Source organism: Pseudomonas sp. MYb185 (genome assembly GCF_002979975.1).
GTDB lineage: Bacteria > Pseudomonadota > Gammaproteobacteria > Pseudomonadales > Pseudomonadaceae > Halopseudomonas.
Window position 1 is genome coordinate 226,498 of the sequence record NZ_PCQD01000004.1, and the last position, 20,428, is coordinate 246,925.

The 20,428-nt window shown below is 62.8% G+C and carries 24 protein-coding genes; 8 read left to right on the forward strand and 16 right to left on the reverse strand.

Annotated elements, in window-relative coordinates:
* Positions 1-23 precede the first annotated feature (23 nt).
* The 10 genes from CQ007_RS07970 to CQ007_RS08015 all read right to left on the reverse strand — a co-directional run bounded on the left by CQ007_RS07970 (position 24) and on the right by CQ007_RS08015 (position 8,785).
* Positions 24-206, reverse strand: coding sequence for a PA3496 family putative envelope integrity protein (locus CQ007_RS07970; RefSeq protein ID WP_105644885.1), 183 nt, complete (start codon positions 204-206; stop codon positions 24-26).
* 107 nt (positions 207-313) lie between these two features.
* Complete coding sequence (nth, locus tag CQ007_RS07975; RefSeq protein WP_105644887.1) at positions 314-949, reverse strand: endonuclease III; 636 nt, start codon at positions 947-949, stop codon at positions 314-316.
* Between the two features lie 2 nt (positions 950-951).
* The gene (locus CQ007_RS07980; protein ID WP_105644889.1) at positions 952-1,668 is read right to left on the reverse strand and encodes an electron transport complex subunit E; all 717 of its coding nucleotides are present in this window, start codon (positions 1,666-1,668) and stop codon (positions 952-954) included.
* Entirely contained in the window at positions 1,661-2,314 is a 654-nt protein-coding gene (gene rsxG, locus CQ007_RS07985) for an electron transport complex subunit RsxG (protein WP_105644891.1), read from the reverse strand. Before rsxG ends, CQ007_RS07980 begins: the two co-directional genes overlap by 8 nt.
* The gene (rsxD, locus tag CQ007_RS07990; protein ID WP_105644893.1) at positions 2,311-3,384 is read right to left on the reverse strand and encodes an electron transport complex subunit RsxD; all 1,074 of its coding nucleotides are present in this window, start codon (positions 3,382-3,384) and stop codon (positions 2,311-2,313) included. The genes rsxG and rsxD overlap by 4 nt, the downstream gene beginning before the upstream one ends.
* Positions 3,384-5,120 (reverse strand): electron transport complex subunit RsxC, encoded by a 1,737-nt coding sequence (gene rsxC, locus CQ007_RS07995; RefSeq protein ID WP_105644895.1) that lies wholly within the window; start codon positions 5,118-5,120, stop codon positions 3,384-3,386. Before rsxC ends, rsxD begins: the two co-directional genes overlap by 1 nt.
* Positions 5,120-5,689 carry an electron transport complex subunit RsxB gene (gene rsxB, locus CQ007_RS08000; protein WP_105644897.1) on the reverse strand — a complete coding sequence of 190 codons (570 nt, stop codon included), beginning with the start codon at positions 5,687-5,689 and terminating at the stop codon, positions 5,120-5,122. Before rsxB ends, rsxC begins: the two co-directional genes overlap by 1 nt.
* 2 nt (positions 5,690-5,691) lie before the next feature.
* The gene (rsxA, locus tag CQ007_RS08005) at positions 5,692-6,276 is read right to left on the reverse strand and encodes an electron transport complex subunit RsxA (RefSeq protein ID WP_105644899.1); all 585 of its coding nucleotides are present in this window, start codon (positions 6,274-6,276) and stop codon (positions 5,692-5,694) included.
* A gap of 51 nt (positions 6,277-6,327) precedes the next feature.
* The gene (gene metG, locus CQ007_RS08010; RefSeq protein WP_105644901.1) at positions 6,328-8,376 is read right to left on the reverse strand and encodes a methionine--tRNA ligase; all 2,049 of its coding nucleotides are present in this window, start codon (positions 8,374-8,376) and stop codon (positions 6,328-6,330) included.
* Positions 8,377-8,530: 154 nt separating this feature from the next.
* Positions 8,531-8,785: a GlsB/YeaQ/YmgE family stress response membrane protein gene (locus CQ007_RS08015; protein WP_105644903.1), complete on the reverse strand. Its 255-nt coding sequence runs from the start codon at positions 8,783-8,785 to the stop codon at positions 8,531-8,533.
* A 118-nt stretch (positions 8,786-8,903) separates the two neighbouring features.
* Between CQ007_RS08015 and CQ007_RS08020 the strand changes: the two genes are divergently transcribed.
* The 5 genes from CQ007_RS08020 (at position 8,904) to CQ007_RS08040 (ending at position 11,759) form a co-directional block, all read left to right on the forward strand.
* Positions 8,904-9,212, forward strand: coding sequence for an antibiotic biosynthesis monooxygenase (locus CQ007_RS08020; protein ID WP_105644905.1), 309 nt, complete (start codon positions 8,904-8,906; stop codon positions 9,210-9,212).
* Positions 9,213-9,289: 77 nt separating this feature from the next.
* Positions 9,290-9,898, forward strand: coding sequence for a LemA family protein (locus CQ007_RS08025; RefSeq protein ID WP_105645268.1), 609 nt, complete (start codon positions 9,290-9,292; stop codon positions 9,896-9,898).
* Positions 9,895-10,626, forward strand: a complete 732-nt coding sequence (locus CQ007_RS08030; protein WP_105644907.1) for a YgcG family protein — start codon at positions 9,895-9,897, stop codon at positions 10,624-10,626. Before CQ007_RS08025 ends, CQ007_RS08030 begins: the two co-directional genes overlap by 4 nt.
* 19 nt (positions 10,627-10,645) lie before the next feature.
* Positions 10,646-11,263 carry a TPM domain-containing protein gene (locus CQ007_RS08035; protein WP_105644909.1) on the forward strand — a complete coding sequence of 206 codons (618 nt, stop codon included), beginning with the start codon at positions 10,646-10,648 and terminating at the stop codon, positions 11,261-11,263.
* A gap of 34 nt (positions 11,264-11,297) precedes the next feature.
* Complete coding sequence (locus CQ007_RS08040) at positions 11,298-11,759, forward strand: DUF2147 domain-containing protein (protein WP_158256740.1); 462 nt, start codon at positions 11,298-11,300, stop codon at positions 11,757-11,759.
* A gap of 10 nt (positions 11,760-11,769) precedes the next feature.
* Here the strand turns inward: CQ007_RS08040 and CQ007_RS08045 are convergent, their stop codons facing one another.
* The 3 genes from CQ007_RS08045 to CQ007_RS08055 form a co-directional block, all read right to left on the reverse strand.
* The gene (locus tag CQ007_RS08045) at positions 11,770-12,924 is read right to left on the reverse strand and encodes an NnrS family protein (RefSeq protein ID WP_105644914.1); all 1,155 of its coding nucleotides are present in this window, start codon (positions 12,922-12,924) and stop codon (positions 11,770-11,772) included.
* A gap of 578 nt (positions 12,925-13,502) precedes the next feature.
* Positions 13,503-14,054, reverse strand: coding sequence for an RcnB family protein (locus CQ007_RS08050; protein ID WP_105644916.1), 552 nt, complete (start codon positions 14,052-14,054; stop codon positions 13,503-13,505).
* A 205-nt stretch (positions 14,055-14,259) separates the two neighbouring features.
* Positions 14,260-14,520, reverse strand: a complete 261-nt coding sequence (locus tag CQ007_RS08055; RefSeq protein ID WP_105644918.1) for a YebG family protein — start codon at positions 14,518-14,520, stop codon at positions 14,260-14,262.
* A 169-nt stretch (positions 14,521-14,689) separates the two neighbouring features.
* Here CQ007_RS08055 and CQ007_RS08060 point away from each other — a divergent pair, with 169 nt between their 5' ends.
* Positions 14,690-15,310: a LysE family transporter gene (locus tag CQ007_RS08060; protein WP_105644920.1), complete on the forward strand. Its 621-nt coding sequence runs from the start codon at positions 14,690-14,692 to the stop codon at positions 15,308-15,310.
* Positions 15,311-15,326: 16 nt separating this feature from the next.
* Here the strand turns inward: CQ007_RS08060 and CQ007_RS08065 are convergent, their stop codons facing one another.
* From CQ007_RS08065 to CQ007_RS08075, 3 genes are all read right to left on the reverse strand, one after another.
* On the reverse strand, positions 15,327-15,782 hold the full coding sequence (locus tag CQ007_RS08065) for a VOC family protein (protein WP_105644922.1): 456 nt from the start codon (positions 15,780-15,782) through the stop codon (positions 15,327-15,329).
* A gap of 128 nt (positions 15,783-15,910) precedes the next feature.
* Positions 15,911-16,366, reverse strand: a complete 456-nt coding sequence (locus CQ007_RS08070) for an META domain-containing protein (protein ID WP_158256741.1) — start codon at positions 16,364-16,366, stop codon at positions 15,911-15,913.
* A gap of 85 nt (positions 16,367-16,451) precedes the next feature.
* The gene (locus tag CQ007_RS08075) at positions 16,452-17,579 is read right to left on the reverse strand and encodes a mechanosensitive ion channel family protein (RefSeq protein WP_105644926.1); all 1,128 of its coding nucleotides are present in this window, start codon (positions 17,577-17,579) and stop codon (positions 16,452-16,454) included.
* A gap of 189 nt (positions 17,580-17,768) precedes the next feature.
* Between CQ007_RS08075 and CQ007_RS08080 the strand changes: the two genes are divergently transcribed.
* Complete coding sequence (locus tag CQ007_RS08080; protein WP_105644928.1) at positions 17,769-18,659, forward strand: DMT family transporter; 891 nt, start codon at positions 17,769-17,771, stop codon at positions 18,657-18,659.
* Between the two features lie 68 nt (positions 18,660-18,727).
* Positions 18,728-20,419 carry a metallophosphoesterase family protein gene (locus CQ007_RS08085; RefSeq protein ID WP_105644930.1) on the forward strand — a complete coding sequence of 564 codons (1,692 nt, stop codon included), beginning with the start codon at positions 18,728-18,730 and terminating at the stop codon, positions 20,417-20,419.
* Positions 20,420-20,428 lie beyond the last annotated feature (9 nt).

A 20,428-nucleotide genomic window follows, 5' to 3' on the forward strand; every position in this document is an offset into this window, starting at 1 on the left:
ATCGAGCTGATCGGCGCTTTCAATCAGAGATCGAAATCATAGTCGGACAACTGCTTCTGCAGCCGGCGTTCTTCCAGGTAGTCGTCAATCTGCCGACGTCTGGTCAGGTTGGACTTGCTGTTCAGCACCTCGGTCTCGGGGCTGTCTTCGTCGTCCACAACAAAATCGTCTTCATCCAGTTCAATATCGGTTTTCGCTTTGGCCATAACTCCACTCCACTATTGAAGGTTGCCATTTGCGCACCTTATAGCGGGAGTCGAGGGGAAGCGGAAATAGAATTTTTTTATGGATGGGTCAGGTTTTGTCGGTGATATCAATCCGATGTCTTGTGTCGATATTCACACAGGTCTTCGATCCGGCAACTGCCGCATTGCGGGGTTCGCGCCTTGCATACATAACGACCGTGGAGGATCAGCCAGTGATGCGCATCCACCAGGAATTCCCGGGGTACGTGGCGCATCAGTTTCTTCTCCACTTCCAGCACATTCTTGCCCGGTGCGATGCCGGTGCGGTTGCTGACCCGGAAAATATGGGTGTCCACCGCCATCACCGGATGGCCAAAGGCGGTATTGAGCACCACGTTGGCGGTCTTGCGACCGACGCCGGGCAGCGCTTCGAGCGCAGCGCGGTCATCCGGCACCTGGCTGCCATGCAGTTCGATCAGCAGGCGGCAGGTTTCGATGACGTTCCTGGCCTTGCTGTTGAACAGGCCGATGGTCTTGATGTACTCCGACAGCCCCTCGACCCCCAGGGCATATATCGCTTCGGGGGTGTTGGCCACCGGGAACAGTCTGTCGGTCGCCTTGTTGACCCCGACATCCGTGGACTGGGCCGAGAGGATCACCGCGATCAGCAGCTCGAAGGGGGAGTTGAAATTCAGTTCGGTGGTCGGGTGCGGGTTGTCCTCGCGCAGCCGACGGAAGATTTCATAACGTTTTTCTTTGTTCATTGTCAGTCGATGGTTCCGGTAACGCGGACCCGCTTGCTGCCGGTCGCGACGGGGGCGCTGTCGCGTGCCGCCATGCGGGCCTTGATGTGAGTGTCGATAACGTTCTTCAGGGCGATCAGCAGGCCCATGAACACGAAGGCGCCGGGCGGCAGGATGACGAACAGCACCTCCTTGTAATTGGCGAATACCACCCAGGTCCAGTCGGCGGCAACCGGGCCGAGCAACAGGTGCATGTCGGCAAACAGGGTGCCCTGGCCGACCAGTTCGCGCAGCATGCCGAGCACCAGCAGCACCAGGGCGAAGCCCAGGCCCATCATGAAGCCGTCCACCAGCGCGGGCAGGACCGGGTTCTTCGCGGCGAAGGCATCGGCGCGGCCGAGGATGATGCAGTTGGTGACGATCAGTGGAATGAAGATGCCGAGGATCAGGAACAGTTCATAGGTATAGGCCTGCATCAACAGCTCGATGCAGGTGGTGACCGCGGCGATGATCATGACGAAGGCCGGCAGCCGCACGGCCTCGGTCACCGCGTTGCGAATCAGCGACACGGCAAGGTTGGAGGCAACCAGCACCAGAATGGTCGCCAGGCCGAGACCCAGGGCGTTGACCGTGCTGCTGCTGACGCCGAGCAGCGGGCACAGGCCGAGCAGCTGCACCAGGCCGGGGTTGTTGTGCCACAGGCCGTCGGCGGCGAGTTCGGAGAATCTCTTGTCAGCCATCGTTGCGTTCCTGTTCAGTCGGTTGCAGCAGGGGCGCGCGATGCTCCTCGAAGTACCGCAGCGCCCGGTGGACCGCCTGTACCACGGCGCGCGGGGTAATGGTGGCGCCGGTGAACTGGTCGAAATCGCCACCGTCCTTGCGTACCGCCCAGCGTTCGGGTGTGGGGATGCTCAGGCTCTTGCCGTCGAAACTGAAGATCCAGGTGCCCTTGCCGACTTCGAGCTTGTCGCCCAGGCCGGGGGTCTCCCGGTGGTTGACCACGCGTACCCCGGCCAGCTCACCGTTGGCCCGGATACCCACCAGCAGGTCGATACGTCCGCTATAGCCGTCCTGGGTCACCACTGGCAGGATGACCGCGGTGACCTTGCCGTCGCGCCACGCGCGCCAGCCCGTGGCCGCTGCCGGCAGTTGCAGATACTGGCGGTCGTCGATGCTGAAGGTATCCTGCAGCAGGTCGTTATCATGCTCGCTTTCGGGCAGGATCTCATTCAATGCGCGCATCTGCATGCGCTGCTGCTCGGCGGCGATACGCTCGCTGGTGGCCTGCTGGATGAAGGCGATCAGGCCTACGGTGAAGATGGCGAACAGGCCGAGGATCACACTGTTGCGCAGTATCGAGCGGCTGGGTGTCAGGGGCGTGCTCATGGTTTGTCCACCTTGCCCAGGCCACGCCTGGCCTTGCTGTGCCCATAGGTGCGCGGTGTGGTGTAGTAGTCGATGGTCGGCGCGCACAGGTTCATCAGCAGCACGGCGAAGGCCACCGCGTCCGGGTAGTTGCCCCACACACGGATGACATACACCAGGATGCCGACGCCGGCACCGAATACCAGGCGCCCGCGCGGGCTGGTGGCACAGGTGACCGGGTCGGTGACGATGAAGAAGGCGCCGAGCATGGTCGCACCGCCCAGCAGATGCAGCAGCGGTGACCCGTTGGACGCCGAGCCGCTGCCATTCCAGAACAGCAGACTCATGACTGCCAGGGCGGCGAGCATGCCCACCGGTGCGTGCCAGCTGTAGACGCGCTTGTACAGCAGGAACAGGCCGCCGGCCAGCCAGGCCAGCGCGACCCACTCCCAGGCGCGACCGGCCATGCTGCCGAAGGCGGGCTGGGCCGTGCGCAGTTCATCCATGGTCAGCGCCGTGTTGTTCTTCAGCAGGTCCAGTGCGGTGGCGCTGGCCCAGCCGTCGGCGGGCAGACTGCCGGGGGCGAACACCCGTTGCAGGCCGTCGAGCAGCCCCAGGGTCGGTGTCAGCGCCGGCTGCAATTGCTCGATACCGCGCCATACCGGCCAACTGGTCATCTCCACCGGGAAGGACACCAGCACCACGGCATAACCGAGCATTGCCGGGTTGAACGGGTTCTGACCCAGGCCGCCATACAGGTGCTTGCCGAAGACCATGGCGAAGCCGCTGGCAACCAGCACCAGCCACCAGGGCGAGTAGGGCGGCAGCGCCAGGGCCAGCAGCCAGGCAGTGACCAGGGCGCTGCCATCGTTGAGATAGAAGCTTACCGGGCGTTGGCGCAGGCGCAGAATGGCGGCTTCGATGGCAATGGCGAAGCTGCCGGCCAACAGAATGTTGATCAGGGTGCCCCAACCGAAGAACCAGGTCATCAATACAATCCCGGGCACGGTGGCCGCCAACACCTGCAGCATGATATTGCGGGTGCGGTTGTTGCCCAGCGTGTGGGGTGAGCTGGGTGGGCGTACTGCCATCAAGGGGCCTCCTGGGCGGTCGCCTGCTCGAATGCCTGCTGCGCCTCGGCGAAGGCCTGCTCCAGCCCCGGAATCTGCGCCTGCAGGTCGGTATTGTCGGGGTTGGCGGCCAATTGCTTCTGGGCTCTCTGCAAGGCCATGCGGGCGGTGGCGGCGGCGACCTTCAGTTGTTTCTGCTCAGGACTCAGGGTGCTGGCCTTGCGCGACTGGATGCGTGCCAGATCCGGCGCGGCTGCCGGACTGGCCTCGGTCTGCTGCCTGCTTGCCTGGGCCTCGCGGGCAGCCTTGGCGCGGGCGGCCTTTTCGGCACGGGCCTGGCGCTCCCGTTCGCGCTGCTCGGCTTCGCGCTGCAGGCGCTGCTGCCGATGTTCGAAGCGCAGCCGCGACTGTTCGGCGCGGCTGTGCTGCTGTTCGATGGCACGAATCTCCGCCTTGCCGGCGCGGAAGTACTGCACCAGCGGGATACTGCTGGGGCAGACATAGGCGCAGGCGCCGCACTCGATGCAATCGAACAGGTTGTGTCGTTGCAACTGCTCATGATCCTTGCCCAGGGCGAACCAGTGCAGTTGCTGCGGCAACAGTTCGGCGGGGCAGGCCTCGGCACACAGGCCGCAACGGATGCACGGCAGGGCCGGTGGTGGCGGTGGCAGCTCGTCATGGGTGGCGGCCAGCAGGCAGTTGCTGGTCTTGATGATCGGCGCCGCGCTGTCGGGCAGGGTGAAACCCATCATCGGGCCGCCCATCACCAGTCGATACAGCTGTTCGGGGCGCAGGCCGGCAAAGCTCAGCAGGTCCTGTATCGGAGTGCCGATCAGCGCCTCGACATTGGTCGGCCGCGTCAGCGCTGCTCCGGTCAGGGTGGTGATGCGGCTGATCATCGGCCTGCCGAGCAGCACCGCATCATGCACCGCCAGCGCGGTACCTATGTTGTGGCAGAGCAGGCCGATATCCGCCGGCAGGCCGCCGCTGGGCACTTCCTTGCCGGTGAGAATCTGGATCAGCTGCTTCTCGCCACCGGAGGGGTACTTGGTCGGGATCACCACCACCTGCATGGGGTGCTGCTCGGCCGCAGCGCGCATGGCGGCAATGGCTTCGGGCTTGTTGTCCTCGATACCGATCAGCACCTGCGTCGGCTGGAGGATATGCATGAGCACTTCGATACCGGCGACGATCTGCGGCGCGCGATGGCGCATGGTCATGTCGTCAGAGGTGATGTAGGGCTCGCACTCGGCGCCGTTGATGATCAGCGTGTCTATCCGGTGATCAGGGCGGGCGGCCAACTTGGGGGCAGTGGGGAAGCCGGCGCCGCCCAGGCCACTGATGCCTGCGTCACGAATGCGATCCAGCAATGCGAGTGGCTCGAGGCTGCGGTAGTCGGCCACAGGTTGTGCCTCGATCCAGCGATCTTCGCCATCGCTGTCGATGATAATGGCGGGTTCTGCCAGTCCCGAGGCGTGGGGATAGGGCGCCGGGCCAAGGGCACTGACGGTGCCGGAGGTGGGCGCATGCACGGGGCAACTGAACAGGCCGCTGGCGGTGGCGATCACTTGCCCCTTGAGTACCTGATCACCGGGCTTTACCAGCGGCTCGGCACGGTTGCCGATATGCTGCAGCAGCGGCAGGATCAAGCGTTCCGGCAGGGGCGGCTGCTCCAGCCCGCGGGCGGTGGATTGTGCCTTGTTCTGCGGTGGGTGGATGCCGCCGGGAATATCCCAGATACGAGGTTGCGCGGTCATCAGGCGGCACCTCCCCGGGCAGATCCGGTCACGGGCCGGGGAAGGTCCCAGCGCCAGTTCTGGGTGGTAACGGGCAGCGGCAGCATGTCGATGCAGTCTACCGGGCAAGGCTCCAGACACAGGTCGCAACCGGTGCATTCCGAAACGATGACGGTATGCATCTGCCTGGCTGCGCCGAGAATGGCATCCACCGGGCAGGCCTGGATGCACTTGGTGCAACCGATGCATTCTGCCTCGCGGATATAGGCCACCATGGGGGGCTTTTCCTCGCCATGTTCACCATCCAGCGGCAGTGGCTCCACGTCCAGCAGGTCAGCCAGCGCCTGGATGGTGGTTTCGCCACCGGGCGGGCACTTGTTGATCGGCGCGCCATTGGCGATGGCTTCGGCGTAGGGCTTGCAGCCGGGATGGCCGCACTGGCCGCATTGGGTCTGCGGTAGCAGCGCGTTGATCTGCTCGACGATGGGATCACCCTCGACACGAAAGCGCACCGCGGCGTAGCCCAGCACGGCACCGAAGATCAGCGCCAGAACCAGCAGGGTGAGCACCGCAGTGAGGATGATCGACATGCTCAGATCCTGATCAGTCCGGTGAAACCCATGAACGCCAGGGACATCAGGCCAGCGGTGATCATGCCGATCGCTGCGCCACGGAAGGGCGTAGGCACGTCAGCGATGGCGATGCGCTCACGCAGCCCGGCGAACAGGATCAGCACCATGGAGAAGCCCAGTGCGGCACCGAAACCGTAGGTAGCGGCGCTGAGAAAAGTCTGTTCGGCGCGGTTGGTGATCAGCAGCGCCACCCCGAGCACCGCGCAGTTGGTGGTGATCAGCGGCAGGAAGATGCCCAGCATGCGATACAGCAACGGACTGGTCTTGTGCACCACCATCTCGGTGAACTGCACTACCACCGCGATCACCAGAATGAAGGAAATAGTGCGCAGAAACTCCAGGTCGAAGGGCAGCAGGATGTACTGATAGGTCAGGTAACTGAGGATCGACGCCAGGGTCAGCACGAAGGTGGTGGCCATGGACATGCCGATGGCGGTCTCCAGCTTGCCGGATACCCCCATGAACGGGCACAGGCCGAGAAACTGCACCAGCACGAAATTGTTGACCAGGATGGTGCTGATCAGAATCAGGATGAATTCAGTCATCACGCCAACCGTATGCAAGGATGCGGGCAGCGGCAGCTGCCCGCAGAATAATTACCTGACGCGCTGCCCTGGCTTGGCACCCGCATCGGGGCTCAGCAGGTAGATTTCCTCTCCGCCGGGGCCGGCTGCCAGCACCATGCCTTCGGATACGCCGAACTTCATCTTGCGCGCTGCCAGGTTGGCCACGTACAGGGTCAGGCGGCCTTCCAGCTTGCCCGGATCGGGATAGGCGCTCTTGATACCGGAGAACACGTTGCGGGTGGCGTCGCCGATATTCAGCGTCAGGCGCAGCAGCTTGTCCGCGCCCTCGACGAACTCGGCCTTCTCGATCAATGCCACACGCAGATCGACGGCGGCAAAGGTATTGAAATCGATTTCCTCGGCCAGCGGATCCTTCGTCAGTTCGCCGTTACCGGCCGGCGCGCTGCCATCGGTGGCGACCAGGTCTTCCTTGGAGGCTTCCACCATCGCTTCGATACGCGGCGCTTCAATACGGGTCAACAGCGGTTGGAAGGCATTCAACTGATGATCGCCCAGCAGGGTACCCAGGTCGCTCCACTGCTGCGAAGGCAGGTTGAGGAAGGCCTCGGCATCGGCGGCCAGCTTCGGCAGCACCGGCTTGAGCAGAATGATCAGTTGACGGAACAGGTTGATGCCCAGCGAGCAGATCGCCTGCACCTCATCCTGCTTGCCCTCCTGCTTGTTCAGGGCCCAGGGCGCCTTGTCGGCGATCCAGGCGTTGGCCTTGTCGGCCAGCGCCATGATCTCGCGCATGGCGCGGGAGAAGTCGCGTTTCTCATAGGCTTCGGCAATCGACGGGTTGGCGGTGGCGAAGGCGTCGGTCAGCTCTGGCGCCGGATTGGCGGCGACCATGACCCCGCCGTTGCCCTTGTGGATGAAGCCCGCACAGCGGCTGGCGATGTTCACCACCTTGCCGACCAGGTCCGAGTTGACCTTCTGCACGAAGTCTTCCAGGTTCAGGTCCAGATCTTCGACGCCACGACCCAGCTTGGCGGCGTAGTAGTAGCGCAGGTACTCCGGCGACAGGTGGTCCAGGTAGGTGCGCGCCTTGATGAAGGTGCCACGGGACTTGGACATCTTCTGCCCGTTGACCGTCAGGTAGCCGTGCACATTGACGCCGGTCGGCTTGCGGAAGCCGGCACCCTCAAGCATGGCGGGCCAGAACAGGGTATGGAAGTTGATGATGTCCTTGCCGATGAAGTGGTACAGCTCAGCGCTGGAATCCTTGCCCCAGAAGGTATCGAAATCCAGTTCCGGGCGGCGCGCGCAGAGGTTCTGGAAGCTGGCCATGTAGCCCACCGGCGCATCCAGCCAGACGTAGAAGTACTTACCCGGCTCACCGGGAATCTCGAAGCCGAAGTAGGGCGCATCACGACTGATGTCCCACTCCTGCAGCCCGGATTCCAGCCACTCGGCGATCTTGTTCGCTACCGCCTCCTGCAGGGTGCCGCTGCGGGTCCACTGCTTGAGCATGTCCTGGAAGTCGGGCAGGGTGAAGAAGAAGTGCTTGGAGTCCTTGAGCACCGGCGTGGCGCCGGAGATGGCCGAGCGCGGGTCCTTCAGTTCGGTCGGCTCGTAGGTGGCGCCGCACTTCTCGCAGTTGTCGCCGTACTGGTCCTCGGCATCGCACTTCGGGCAGGTGCCCTTGATGAAGCGGTCGGCCAGGAACATGCCCTTTTCCGGGTCGAAGTACTGGGTCACCGAGCGGGTGCTGATATGGCCGTTGGCCTTGAGCTTTTCATAGATCAGCTCGGACAGCGCGCGGTTCTCTTCGGAATGGGTGGAATGATAGTTATCGAAATCCACCAGGAAATCGGCGAAGTCGGCGGTATGCTCAGCCTTCACCGCATCGATCAGTTGCTCCGGGGTGATGCCTTCCTTCTCTGCCCGCAACATGATTGCCGAACCGTGGGCGTCGTCCGCACAGACATACACGCACTGATGGCCGCGCAGCTTCTGGAAGCGCACCCAGATGTCGGTCTGAATGTATTCCAGCATATGCCCCAGATGGATCGAACCGTTGGCGTAGGGCAGGGCACTGGTAACGAGGATCTGGCGTTGCTTGACGTTGCTGGACATGGAAACTCGGCTTCTGTTGGGTAAACGGATCAAAGCCGGTAATCATACCTGTTTGGCCGGTGCAGGTCACCAGATCGGCGTATCTGGCCGGGCGCAGCGTGGGCGGCGACGGCCTCATCATCGCCCCGCAATGGGGCGATGACCGGCCAGGGACTCAGACCTTCTTGAACACACCCAGCGCCCGGAGGATGAAGATGAGCAGAACGGCGCCGGCTATGGCTATGATGAAGCGAATGATCATGCCGCCAGCGGCGATGCCCAGCATTCCGGCAAGCCAGAAGCCCAGCAGGGAACCGACGATGCCGACGACCACGTTGGCGATCAGCCCCATCTGCTCGTTGGTCTTCATGATGATGCTGGCCAGCCAGCCGACAATACCGCCAATAATCAGGGAAACGATCCAGCTCATGGGTAATACCTCTTCCAACCGTTGTGGGTACGCACCAGTAAAGCAGATAAGTGTCCAGCCTGCCTGTTGCTGGCACAGCTTCAGCTAGACTGGAAGCAGGTCAACAGCGGAGACCGGCATGAAATACATCTTCGAAGTACACATCAAGGCAGGCCATAGCGCCGAGGACTATGCGGACGCCTGGGTGCGGGCCAGCGAGATCATCCAGCGCGCGCCGGGTGCCCGGGGCACCGAGCTGCACCGCAAGATCGACGATCCGCGCACACTGATCGCCATCGCCAGCTGGGACAGCAAGGCGCAGCGTGATGCCATGGAAAGTCAGCATGACCCGACGGTGGCAGCGATCATCAAGAGTGCCGCGCCGTTCTGCGAAATCCATCCCATCGGTGAGTTCGAGGACCCCGAGTGGGTGGTCAGGCCGGGCTGATGACGGCTTGCTGCGCTGAACTCCAACATGGCCAGAAGGTCACTTGTATGCACAACATCAATGGACGAAACATGCTCATGCCTACCCAGTCGTTTCGCATCATCCGGCAACTGGCGGTACTGCTGTTGCTGGGCAGCCTGCTCTCAGGCTGTGGCATCAACAACATTCCACGTTATGACGAGCAGGTGAAGTCCGCCTGGTCCCAGGTGGAAAACCAGTACCAGCGCCGCGCGGACCTGATTCCCAACCTGGTGGAGACGGTCAAGGGCTTTGCCCGGCAGGAGCAGGAAACCCTGACCGCGGTGGTCGAGGCCCGTGCCCGGGCGACCTCGATCCAGATCACGGTGGATGACCTGGACGATCCGGCGAAAATGCGCGCCTTCGAGCAGGCCCAGGCCCAACTCACTGGTGCGCTGAGCCGCCTGATGGCGGTTTCCGAGCGCTATCCCGACCTCAAGTCGAACCAGAACTTCCTGGCGCTGCAGTCGCAACTCGAGGGTACCGAGAACCGCATCGCGGTCGCCCGCCGCGACTATATCGCCGCAGTGCAGCAGTACAACACCGAGATCCGCACCTTCCCGGGGCGCATCTGGCATACGCTGATGTACAGCGACATGCCAATTCGGGAGAACTTCCAGGCCACCAGCGATAACGCCGAGCAGGCGCCCCAGGTGCGCTTCGAATGAGATGGCGCCGGCTGCTGTTGCTGGCCCTGCTGTGCTGGGCCGGTGCGTTATGTGCGCAGCAGCCGGCAACGCCCGGCCTGCCCACCCTCACTGGGCGGGTGGTGGATCAGGCGGATCTGCTCAGCCCCTCGGTGGAGGCGCAACTGACGCAGATGCTGGCTGGTCATGAACAGGCGACCGGTGAGCAGGTGGTGGTGGTTACCGTGCCGGATCTGCAGGGGCGCAGCATCGAGGAGTTCGGCGTCAGCCTTGGGCGGCAGTGGGGCATTGGCCAGCGCGGTGAGGACAACGGCGCGCTGTTGATCGTCGCACGGGATGACCGGCGCATGCGTATAGAGGTGGGCTACGGGCTGGAGGGCCGGCTCACCGATGCCCAGGCGTCGATCATCATCAACCGCATTCTCGCCCCGGCCTTTGCCCAGGGTGACTTCGAGGGTGGCATCGTCGCTGGTACTGAGGCCATCCTCCAGGTACTGGGCGGCGACCCGCTGCGTTCTGTCGCGGCTACGGGTGAGCGCCCACCGCCATCGCTGCTGGGTGGGCTGCTGTTCTTCTTCATGGTCATCCTGTTTCTCATCAGTGGTGGTGGCGGGCGAGGTAGCTTCGGCCGGGCGATCCTGGCCGGCGTGCTGCTCGGTGGCATGGGGCGCGGTGGCGGCCGTGGTGGTGGCGGTTTCGGTGGCGGCGGCGGCAGCTTCGGCGGCGGTGGTGCGTCGGGTGGCTGGTGATCAGGATAACGGGTGGACAATGACGCTTCTCACGCAGGACGAACAGCAACAGGTGGCCGACGCCATCGACCGCATCGAGCGCTACACCGATGCCGAGGTGGTCACGGTGCTGGCTGCCCGGGCCGATGACTATCATTACATCCCGCTGCTGTGGGCCAGCCTGGTTGCGCTGTTGTTACCGGGAGCGGTGCTGGTGCTGACCGGCTGGCCGAGCAGCGGTGAGCTGCTGTTGGCGCAGTGGCTGACGTTCATCGTGCTGGCGTTGCTGTTTCGTATTCCGGGGCTGACTACCCGGCTGATTCCGCGCTCTGTCAGGCATTGGCGTGCCTGCAACCTGGCGCACCGGCAGTTCGTCCAGTTGGGGTTGCATCACACCCAGGGGGAGACGGGGGTGCTGATCTTCGTTTCCGAAGCCGAGCGCTATGTGGAGATCATGGTTGATCGCGGCGTTTCAACCCGTATTGACAACAGTGTATGGGAACAGATCATTTTGGACTTCACCGAGCAGGTCAGGCAGGGCCGTACCCTGGAGGGCTTTCTGGTCTGCATCGATGCCTGCGGCGAGAAGCTCCGGGGTGCACTGCCCGCGACCCACGAACGTAACGAGTTGCCCAACCGGCTGGTCATTCTGCCGTAGGATGGTTTGTCGACAACGGAACAGGAATCGAGTCATGAAAGGTCTATCGCGGGCTCTGCCCATAGCTGTCCTGATGATGGGAGCGCTGCTCTCCAGCCAGGTTCTGGCACAACCGACCGGGCTGTGGAATACCGAAGGGCACCAGGGGCAGGTGGAAATCAGCAACTGCGCTGACAAGCTGTGTGGCGATCTGGTCTGGTTGGCCGAGCCGCTGGATGTGGAAGGGCAACCGAAACTGGATCGGCACAATCCGGATGAGACCTTGCGCAGCCGTCCGGTACAGGGGCTGCGTATTCTCTGGGATATGCAGCCGACCGGAGATGGCAGGACCTGGAAGGATGGCAGGGTGTACGACCCGGAAAGCGGCAAGACCTACCAGGGCAAGATCACCCTGGAAGAGCCGGATGTATTGAAACTGCGCGGTTTCGTGGGCGCTCCGCTGTTCGGTCGTACCTCCACCTGGACCCGGGTGCAGGAAGAAGAATCGGTGCAGTAGCGCTCGCTGATCAGACCTGTGGGGTCAGCCGCAGCATCTTGATCGCCAGTAACAGATAGGCCAGTGACCAGCAAGCCGCGGACAGGCTCAGCAGCAATGGCTGGGCGAAGGGCGTCGGTCCACAGAGAAAACGCGTCACGCTGGCGATACCGATCAGGGTGGTGATGCTGACGACCCAGGCGGTCGGTGGCGGCGTCCTGCTGGCGCGCTGGAAATACAGCCGCAGCATCACGCTGGTCGACAGGGTGCCCAGCCCGCCGATGGTGATCAGGTGCAGCGCCGGGGTGATGGCGTTCAGACGGATGAAAGCGATGCCGCAGGCAATGCTGCCCAGTGCCAGCCAGGCGTAACCAACCCCGAAGGCCAGCAGGTCCGGCCGTTCGGTGCAGCGCCACAATTGCCAGCGCAGACCGCGTATCGTCAGTACCAGCCCGGTGATGATCAGACACAGGCCGGACCAGCGATAAGCGAATGCATTGCCCAGCCAGGGCAGCAGCAGGGCGATGATTGCCAGGCCCAGCAGGATGATCAGCGTTGCTTCCAGGCGCGGTTGCAGCCGCGCCTGCAGTTCCACGCCGCGCTTTTCCAGGGTGACGGCCGCCGCTGGAGCGATCAGGCGGCCACCAATGAAGCTCATCAACAGCAACAGGCAGAGTACACCGGCCTGCATCAACCGGCTGATATCCAGACTGATGCCGCGAGCCAGTCCGGGCCAGTAACGCCAGGCCAGTAGCAGCGTCAGCCACAGCAGTGGCAGCAGGCACAGCGTCATGATCAGCGGCGCGGTGATCTTGTTGCGCCACTGCTTCGCTGCGCTGAAACGCGGCACTACCTGCCAGGCCAACGCCAGGGCAAATATCGCAGGCAGCAGCAGGGCCAGCCAGGCATTTGGCAGCAGCAGGTGCGCCATCCGTGCGGCCAGCCAGAGAGCGAGCAGGGTATACAGTACCTTTGGCGGCTGGGGTCCCAGGGTATAGCCGGCGATCAGCGCCAGGGCGAACCCGAAGATCAGTTCATGGCCATGGCCGGCACCCACCAGCCCGGGCGGCCAGCCGCTGCCGGAGAGCGTGGCCCACACCGATAAGGGCACGACGATGCTGGCCAGCAGGGCTGCCAGGGGGAAGAACAGGGTAAAGGCCGGGTGTTTTTTGGCAGATGCTTGCATGGGGCTATGGGAGCTGAGAGAAGTAGCCAGATGCTAGCCTAGTGCGGGGATGGTGTAAAAACGGGATGTTAGTCCTCTACTGGCTCGCATGCTGGCTGGCCCGCCATGGATTGCCACGCCCTTCGGGCTCGCAATGACGGCTGAGGAGGGGGAACTGGTCGGGTATACCACTCTCTCGTCATTGCGAACCGCGAAGCGGTGAAGCAATCCATGACTACGGAGTGGCAGATGCGCACTGATGGATTGCCACGCCCTTCGGGCTCGCAATGACGGATGGGAATCATTGGAAATGACCTGGATACCCCACTCCCCCGTCATTGCGAACCGCGAAGCGGTGAAGCAATCCATGACCACGGAGTGGCAGACGCGTACTGATGGATCGCCACGCCCTTCGGGCTCGCAATGACGGCTGAGGAGGGGAACTGGTCGGGTATACCGCTCTCTCGTCATTGCGAACCGCGAAGCGGTGAAGCAATCCATGACCACGGGGTGGCAGACGCGTACTGATGGATCGCCACGCCCTTCAGGTTCGCAATGACGGCTGATAAGGCGTGGACAGTGACGCAGGATGAGGCAGTTCAGTTCAACACATTGTCCACGATGGCATAGATGAGGCCGGTGGTGACGGCGACCAGGATCAGGTCATTGCCGGCGCGGCGCCACTCATAGCCGGCGTAATGCGGCAGATGCCGTACATGACTCGCGGACAGCGGATGCCCCCAGCCATGAGGGATCGGGCGGCCGACCACCAGGTGTACATGGGGTGGCAATGCTGGCCCGCGACCGATGTTGTAGCGGCTCTGGTAGATCTGCCGCCGCAGTTGCTCACGATGCGGCGGCTGGCGGTGCTGGAACTGATGCCGCTGCTGGTAGATCTGGCGATGGCCTGGTGGGCGGGCATGATCCTTGGGACGATAACCGGAACCCGGGTGTTGCTGGCCATAGCGGTCGGAGTCGTGCCGCTGCATCTGCTGACGACGATGATCACGTTCTTGCTGATGCTGCTTGAAGGCCTTGCGGTGATCCTGCGACTGGCCCGGTGCATAGCGGGCCGGGGCGGCGTGGACTGCCGTGGAGAACAACGCCGTGGCGGCAAGAATGACGATAGTGAAGCGAAGAAGTGCTTTCATGGCGATACCCTCATGGCGATGACCGTTAGAGTGATACTGGCGCCTGAAATTCCCTGACAGCGCATGCCCAGCATAGGGGGCCGCTGCCACGTTGTGGGCTTTGTAAAGAGAGCTTTACCGGGATTTACTCATGCCTTACCAGCGAGGAGCGAGGGCGGGAGCAGCCACCGTCATTGCGCGGTGGCTGCTCTCAGCAGCAGGCCACTCAGGCCGGCTCCTCCTCATGCAGGGCGGCCAGCACATCGGGGCTGCTCTTGAATGCCTTGGCAAACAGGTCACGGTGTTTCGCCATGTAGATTCCCGCCTCTTCGGCCTGCACCTCGGTGAGGGAGGGTACTGCCTTGAGCAGCACTTCGCCGAGCCGCTCGGCCAACTCCAGCATCTTGTCGTGACGGTCGGCTTCGGCTTTATCCATGAACAGGCGCTCCGGGTCTCTGCTGCTTCGGTACACTATTTCAACGGCCATTTCTTACCTCTGGCTTGAAGATGGTTTCCTGGTCCATGCGGGCAGGCTGCCGCATGCGGGTTGCAGTATACTGTATGTGTATACAGTTTTGGTTTTTTATTCACCTGGCCGCGTTTCGGCTTTGTTACCATCGCAGCTGCGTTATGCACTTCTTCCATGGCGGGAACTCATGAGTATCGAAACCTGGCTGGCGTTCTTAGTGGCCTGTTGGATCATCAGTCTGTCACCGGGGGCCGGGGCGGTAGCGTCCATGGCCAGCGGCATGAACTACGGCTTTGCCAGGGGCTACTGGAACGCGCTCGGGTTGCAGCTGGCATTGCTGTTGCAGATCGCTGTCGTCGCTGCCGGGGTGGGCGCGCTGCTGGCCACCTCGGCGCTGGCGTTCGCCTTGATCAAATGGTTCGGGGTGGGCTATCTGTTGTATCTGGCGTTCAGGCAATGGCGGGCACCGACCCGGGAAATGAGTCTGGAGCCGCGACCGATCGGCCGTCCGCTGAGCCTGGTGCTGCGCGGGTTCGTGATCAACATCAGCAACCCCAAGGCGATCGTCTTCATCCTCGCGGTACTGCCGCAATTCATCGATCCGGGCCGGCCGCTGCTGATGCAGTACCTGCTCATGGCGCTGACCATGGTGACGGTGGACCTGGTGGTAATGGCCGGCTATACCGGGCTGGCGGCCAAGGCCATGCGACTGCTGGATTCACCGCGGCAGCAGCGCCTGCTCAACCGCAGCTTCGCCGTCATGTATGGTATCGCCAGCGGCTTGCTGGCCACCGTGCGCCGGGTCTGACCCGGCTCGGCCGGCATTATTGCCAGTCGTCCTGCTCGATGAAGCAACTGGTGATGATCCAGCCAACCCCGAAGCGATCGGTGAGCATGCCGAAACCCTGCGCCCAGAAGCAGGGGCCGAAGGGCATCCGGGTAACCCCTCCGTCGGACAGTCGGTTGTAGGCCTGCTCGGCCTTCAGCAGGTCGTCATAATACATCTGCACGAAGACACCCTGGGGTGGCTGGTAGGCACCGGGTGGCGCGTCGGAGCCCATCAGCACACGATCGGCGATGGTAACCTCGCCATGCAGCACCTTGTCCAGCCAGGCCTCGGGCACACCGGTGCCCTCAGGTGCGTCCCGGTGGCTATGGATGGTGCCGAGGGTGCCGCCGAGTTCCTGGGCATAGAACTGCAGGGCTTCCCGGCAATGACCGTCAAAGGTGAGATAAATCGCCAGGCTGGCAGGTATCTTGGGGGTGGATGCTTGCGTCATGGGTATCGCCCTCGCTGCATGCAGTGGGTGGGGGTTCCACTGTTGATTGATGGCGCTGCGCGGAGTTCAGGCTGACGGATGGGCGGTAGTGCAGGCCCGCCGCTGGCGGGCCTGGGTGGGTCGGTGAGTCAGGGGGCGACTGGCTGGAACACCAGTACGCCGGCCTCACCGCTCAGGGTAAGGCGCAGGTTGCTGTCATCGAACTGCACCTGCAGCGGCTGTTGCAGATAGGTCTTGATCGCGCTCTCGCGGGCCATGAGTGCCGGTTCGCAGGCCATCATGGTCTGCATCAGATCGCCGACTTTCAGGGTATCCTTTTCCAGCTCGTAGCTACCGCCCATGCCGTTGCAGGTGTTGGTGACTCCCAGGCGATCGGGCTGGAAGCTCAGCTCGATAGGTGGTCTGTCGCCCTCGGTCAGCGCCGCTGCCGCCTGGCCATCGGCATCGGTCGCTTCGACCAGGGACCATTGGTGCTGGGTGAGGGTGTCCACCGATACCGCGTTGTCGGTGCTGTTGCAGCCGCCGATCAGCAGGGCCAGTGCCAGAGGGGCGGGAAGCAGGCTGCGCAGTATGTTCGTATTCATGTCATCTCCAGAAGAAAGCTCGGGCCTATCCTGCACTACTACGGCCCGGCGGTCGAGCCGGCGTGGCCACCTGGACCGCCACGGCTCAGGCATTGGACGGTCTGCTGCCATAGCGTGCCTGATCGGCCGGGGCCTTGCTCCGAGGCACGCCGGCAACCTGGATCTCCGGCAGGCTGCCGCCATTGAACTCCACCCGGCGGATGGGGAAGGCCAGATGCACGTCCATATCACGCAGGGCCTGCAGCAACTGCAGGTTGATCTCCTGTTGCACATCCATGTACTGGTTGTAGTCGGCGGTCTGCATGATATGCACCACCTCGAAGGTCAACTGGCTTTCATTGAAGGCGAAGAAGTGCGCGCGGTCGAAGTGGGTGCGCTCGGAGGATTCGATGATGCGCTTCACCTCGGCGCTGACCTCGCGCACCTTGTCGGTCGGCGTATGTGGGCTGATACCGAAGGTGAACACGATGCGTCGGGTATCCATGCGTTTGTAGTTGTGCAGGGTCTGCGCCAGCAGTTCGGCGTTGGCGCAGACGATCTGCTCACCGCTCAGCGCACGGATGCGGGTGGTCTTGAGGCCGATGTGTTCGATGGTGCCGGCAACCTCGCCGAAGACCACGAAATCGCCGATCTCGAACGGCTTGTCGATACCGATCGACATCGAGGCGAACATATCGCTGAGCAGGGTCTGCACTGCCAGGGCGATGGCAATGCCGCCGACGCCCAGGCTGGCAACCATGGCGGTGATATCCACCCCCAGGTTGGCGAGTATCGACAGCAGCATCACGGTCCAGATCACCAGACGAATCATGATCCCGACCAGCGTGGTGGTCACCGGGTTGCGGGCCTTGCCGTCGCGGGTCAGGCTGCTGGTCCAGAGTTGCACGGCATGGTCGGCCCACAGCGCGATCTGGAATGCCAGGGCGATGAACCAGCCATGGGACAGGGCCTCTTCCCAGCGTGGAGACAGATCCACGCTCTTCAGGCCCAGCATCAGGGCAAACGCCAGGAGCAGCAACTGGCTGGTCGAGCGCAGCAGTTCCGCCGCAAAATAGTAGGCCCGCGAGCGGGTCTTTGCGTCCCGTTGCAGGAAGTGGCGGCTGAGCACACGCAGCGCAACGGACAGGATGAGGTAGGTGCCAAGCGTCACGACAACCAGAATGCCCAGTTGCAGCCAGAGTGAGCGATCGGTGAGGACGTCCCAGTACGGCATGATAATCTCCAGTCAGGTGGTTGGCAGGCCGCGCCATGGCGCAGATACTCCCTATTTCTGTCGGTGCCTGACTGGATTAGTTCCGGCAGATTCAGCGCCGCGCAGGTGTATGCTGTGCGCGGCGAACCGCCGGTTTACCCTTCCAGATCGCCGGTACGATACCTTCCAACTCCTCCTGCGGGGCCACTGATGAACGCGCTTTTGTATGCTGCGACCGTGCTGATATGGGGCACTACCTGGATTGCCATCAGCCTGCAGACCGGCTCTGTGCCGGTACTGGTATCGGTGTTCTACCGGTTTGCCATCGCCGCCGGCCTGATGTTGCTGGTATTGGCTGCCAGCGGTCGCCTGCAGCGCCTCAGTCGCTCGGAACATGGCTTCTGCCTGCTGCAGGGCATGTGCGTGTTCGGTTTCAACTTCGTCTGTTTCTATACCGCCAATGCCTATATCAACAGCGGGCTGGAGTCGGTGCTGTTCTCCCTGGCCATCGTGTTCAATGCGATCAATGGCGTGATCTTCTTCGGCCGGCGCATTACCACCCGGTTGATGCTGGCCAACCTGCTGGGGTTGGCCGGTATCGTCAGCCTGTTCTGGCACGACCTCACCGATGAACAGGTGTCCAGTGGCACGCTGATCGGCATCGGCCTGAGTCTGCTGGGAACCTACGGTTTTTCCCTGGGTAACATGATCAGCGTACGCTTTCAGCAGCGCCGGCTGGACCTGCTGTCGACCAACGCCTGGGCCATGGGCTACGGGGCGCTGATCATGCTCACGCTGGCGTTGCTGACCGGCGCCTCCTTCGCCATCGAGCTGACCCCCGCGTATATCGGCTCGCTGCTGTATCTGGCAGTGATCGGCTCGATCATCGGCTTCGCCACCTATTTCTCCCTGGTCGGCCGTATCGGTGCCGGGCCAGCGGCCTATACCACGGTGATGTTCCCGCTGATTGCCCTGGGCATGTCGACCTTGTTCGAAGGTTACCAGTGGAGCGGGGCGGCGGTGTTCGGGCTGGTGCTGATCCTGCTGGGCAATGTGGTGATGTTCTACCAGCCGCGGGCAAGGAGGGTTGCAGAAGCCTGACTGCAACAGGGTTGACATGCGGCGCTGTCATGCTGAGCGCCTTCACTACAACCCTGACGAGAACATGCATGAAGAAAACCTATCTGGCGACGTTGATCCTGGTCGCGTCTGCCACCTGCCTGTCGGCCTGCCTGGGCAGCTCCAGCTCCGATAACAGTGTGTCGCCGCCGGGCGAGAATGCCCCGGCAACCCGGGTACTGGTGTCGCCCTATCTGCAGAATCCGACTGAAACCGCCATCAGCATCACCTGGTTCACCGACACCGCGGTAGCCGGTGAGGTAGTGGTCGATGGGGTTGGCAGCTTCCCGTCCGAGCCTGAGCAGGCCATGGCGCTGGATTATGGTGACAGCGAGGTGGCCTATATCCACAGCGAGAACAATTTTGGCCGCATCCACGCTGAGGTGCCCGCCGGGCAGACGCCTGCCTTGCCGTACCGGCACAGGGTGCGGATCGAAGGGCTGGAGTCGGGTACCGAGTACCAGTATCAGGTCAAGCAGCCGGGGAGCGAGGCGGTGATGGCGGCACGCTTCAGCACCGCGCCGGTTACCGGCGAGCGCGCCACGGTGCGCTTCCTGGCGATGTCCGATATGGAAACCGAGCCGGAATCGACGCAGAAACCGGTGGCCTGGGGTGCCAGTGCGCTGGCTGTGGGTGGCGACAAACTGGATACCGACCCGGACACCTATGACCGCTTGTATCCAGTGGACCAGACCACCGGATACCGGGCCAACATCCAGTACGCCATGGAACGCGAGCCGAATTTCTGGGTGATCGCCGGTGATCTGGTGGAGAAGGGTGGCCGCCAGCTGGATTGGGATGAGTTCTGGCGTCACGCAGCCGGGGAGTGGAGCAACTTTGCCGCCAGCACCCCGATCTTCCCGGCTCTGGGCAACCATGAGAACTACTGGCACCCGGAAGGTGGCTCCTATACGCCGCCAGCGGTGATGCGCTCCTACGACAAGTGGAACAGCTACTGGGACCTGCCGCGCAACTACGGTTCCGATGAGCGTTACGAGAAGCGCTACTATCGGGTGGACTATGGCCCGGTCACGCTGATCACCCTGGACTCGTCCAATGGAGATGACCGCGATCCTGCCAAGGATACCAACCTGGCCATCGATGGCATCCAGTCACGGGTGCCGGACTTCAACCGCGACAGCGAGCAATGGGACTGGGCCGTCAATGAGCTGGCCGATGCCCAGGCCCAGGGCCAGGTAATCTTCGTGCAGTTTCATCACATGCCCTTCGGTACCGGCGTGCACAGCCTGCCGTCCGGCAACGCCGGTATTGCCAACAACGAGGACAACCAGTCCGGCCAGCCGATGCGCATCTACCATGAACTGTTCGAGCGTTACGGGGTAACGGCGGTGCTGGCAGGACATGACGAACTGCTGGAATACGTGCAGCTGGATGGCGTGCATTACTGGGATGTGGGCTTTGCCGGGGATGGCCTGCGTGGACCGGGTTATGCGCCGACCACCACCTACGTGCCCTTCGATCAGTTGCCGGCCCAGGCGCAGGCCAGTCACTGGAGCGCGCATGGCGATGCCCCGGAGGTGTGGAATGGCAAGCAACTGGTCGATGGCGGCAAGCACTATGGTTTCCTGGAAGTCGAAGTGCGGCCCAGCGGCAGCCAGGACTACGAAGTGATCATGACGCCCCGCTATGTCTTCCCGCTGATGGATGAAGAGGGTAACGCCACCGGCGAATTCTCTCCGCGTCAGTACGATAAGGTGGTGCGCACGACGATCACGCGCTAACTTCGAGCT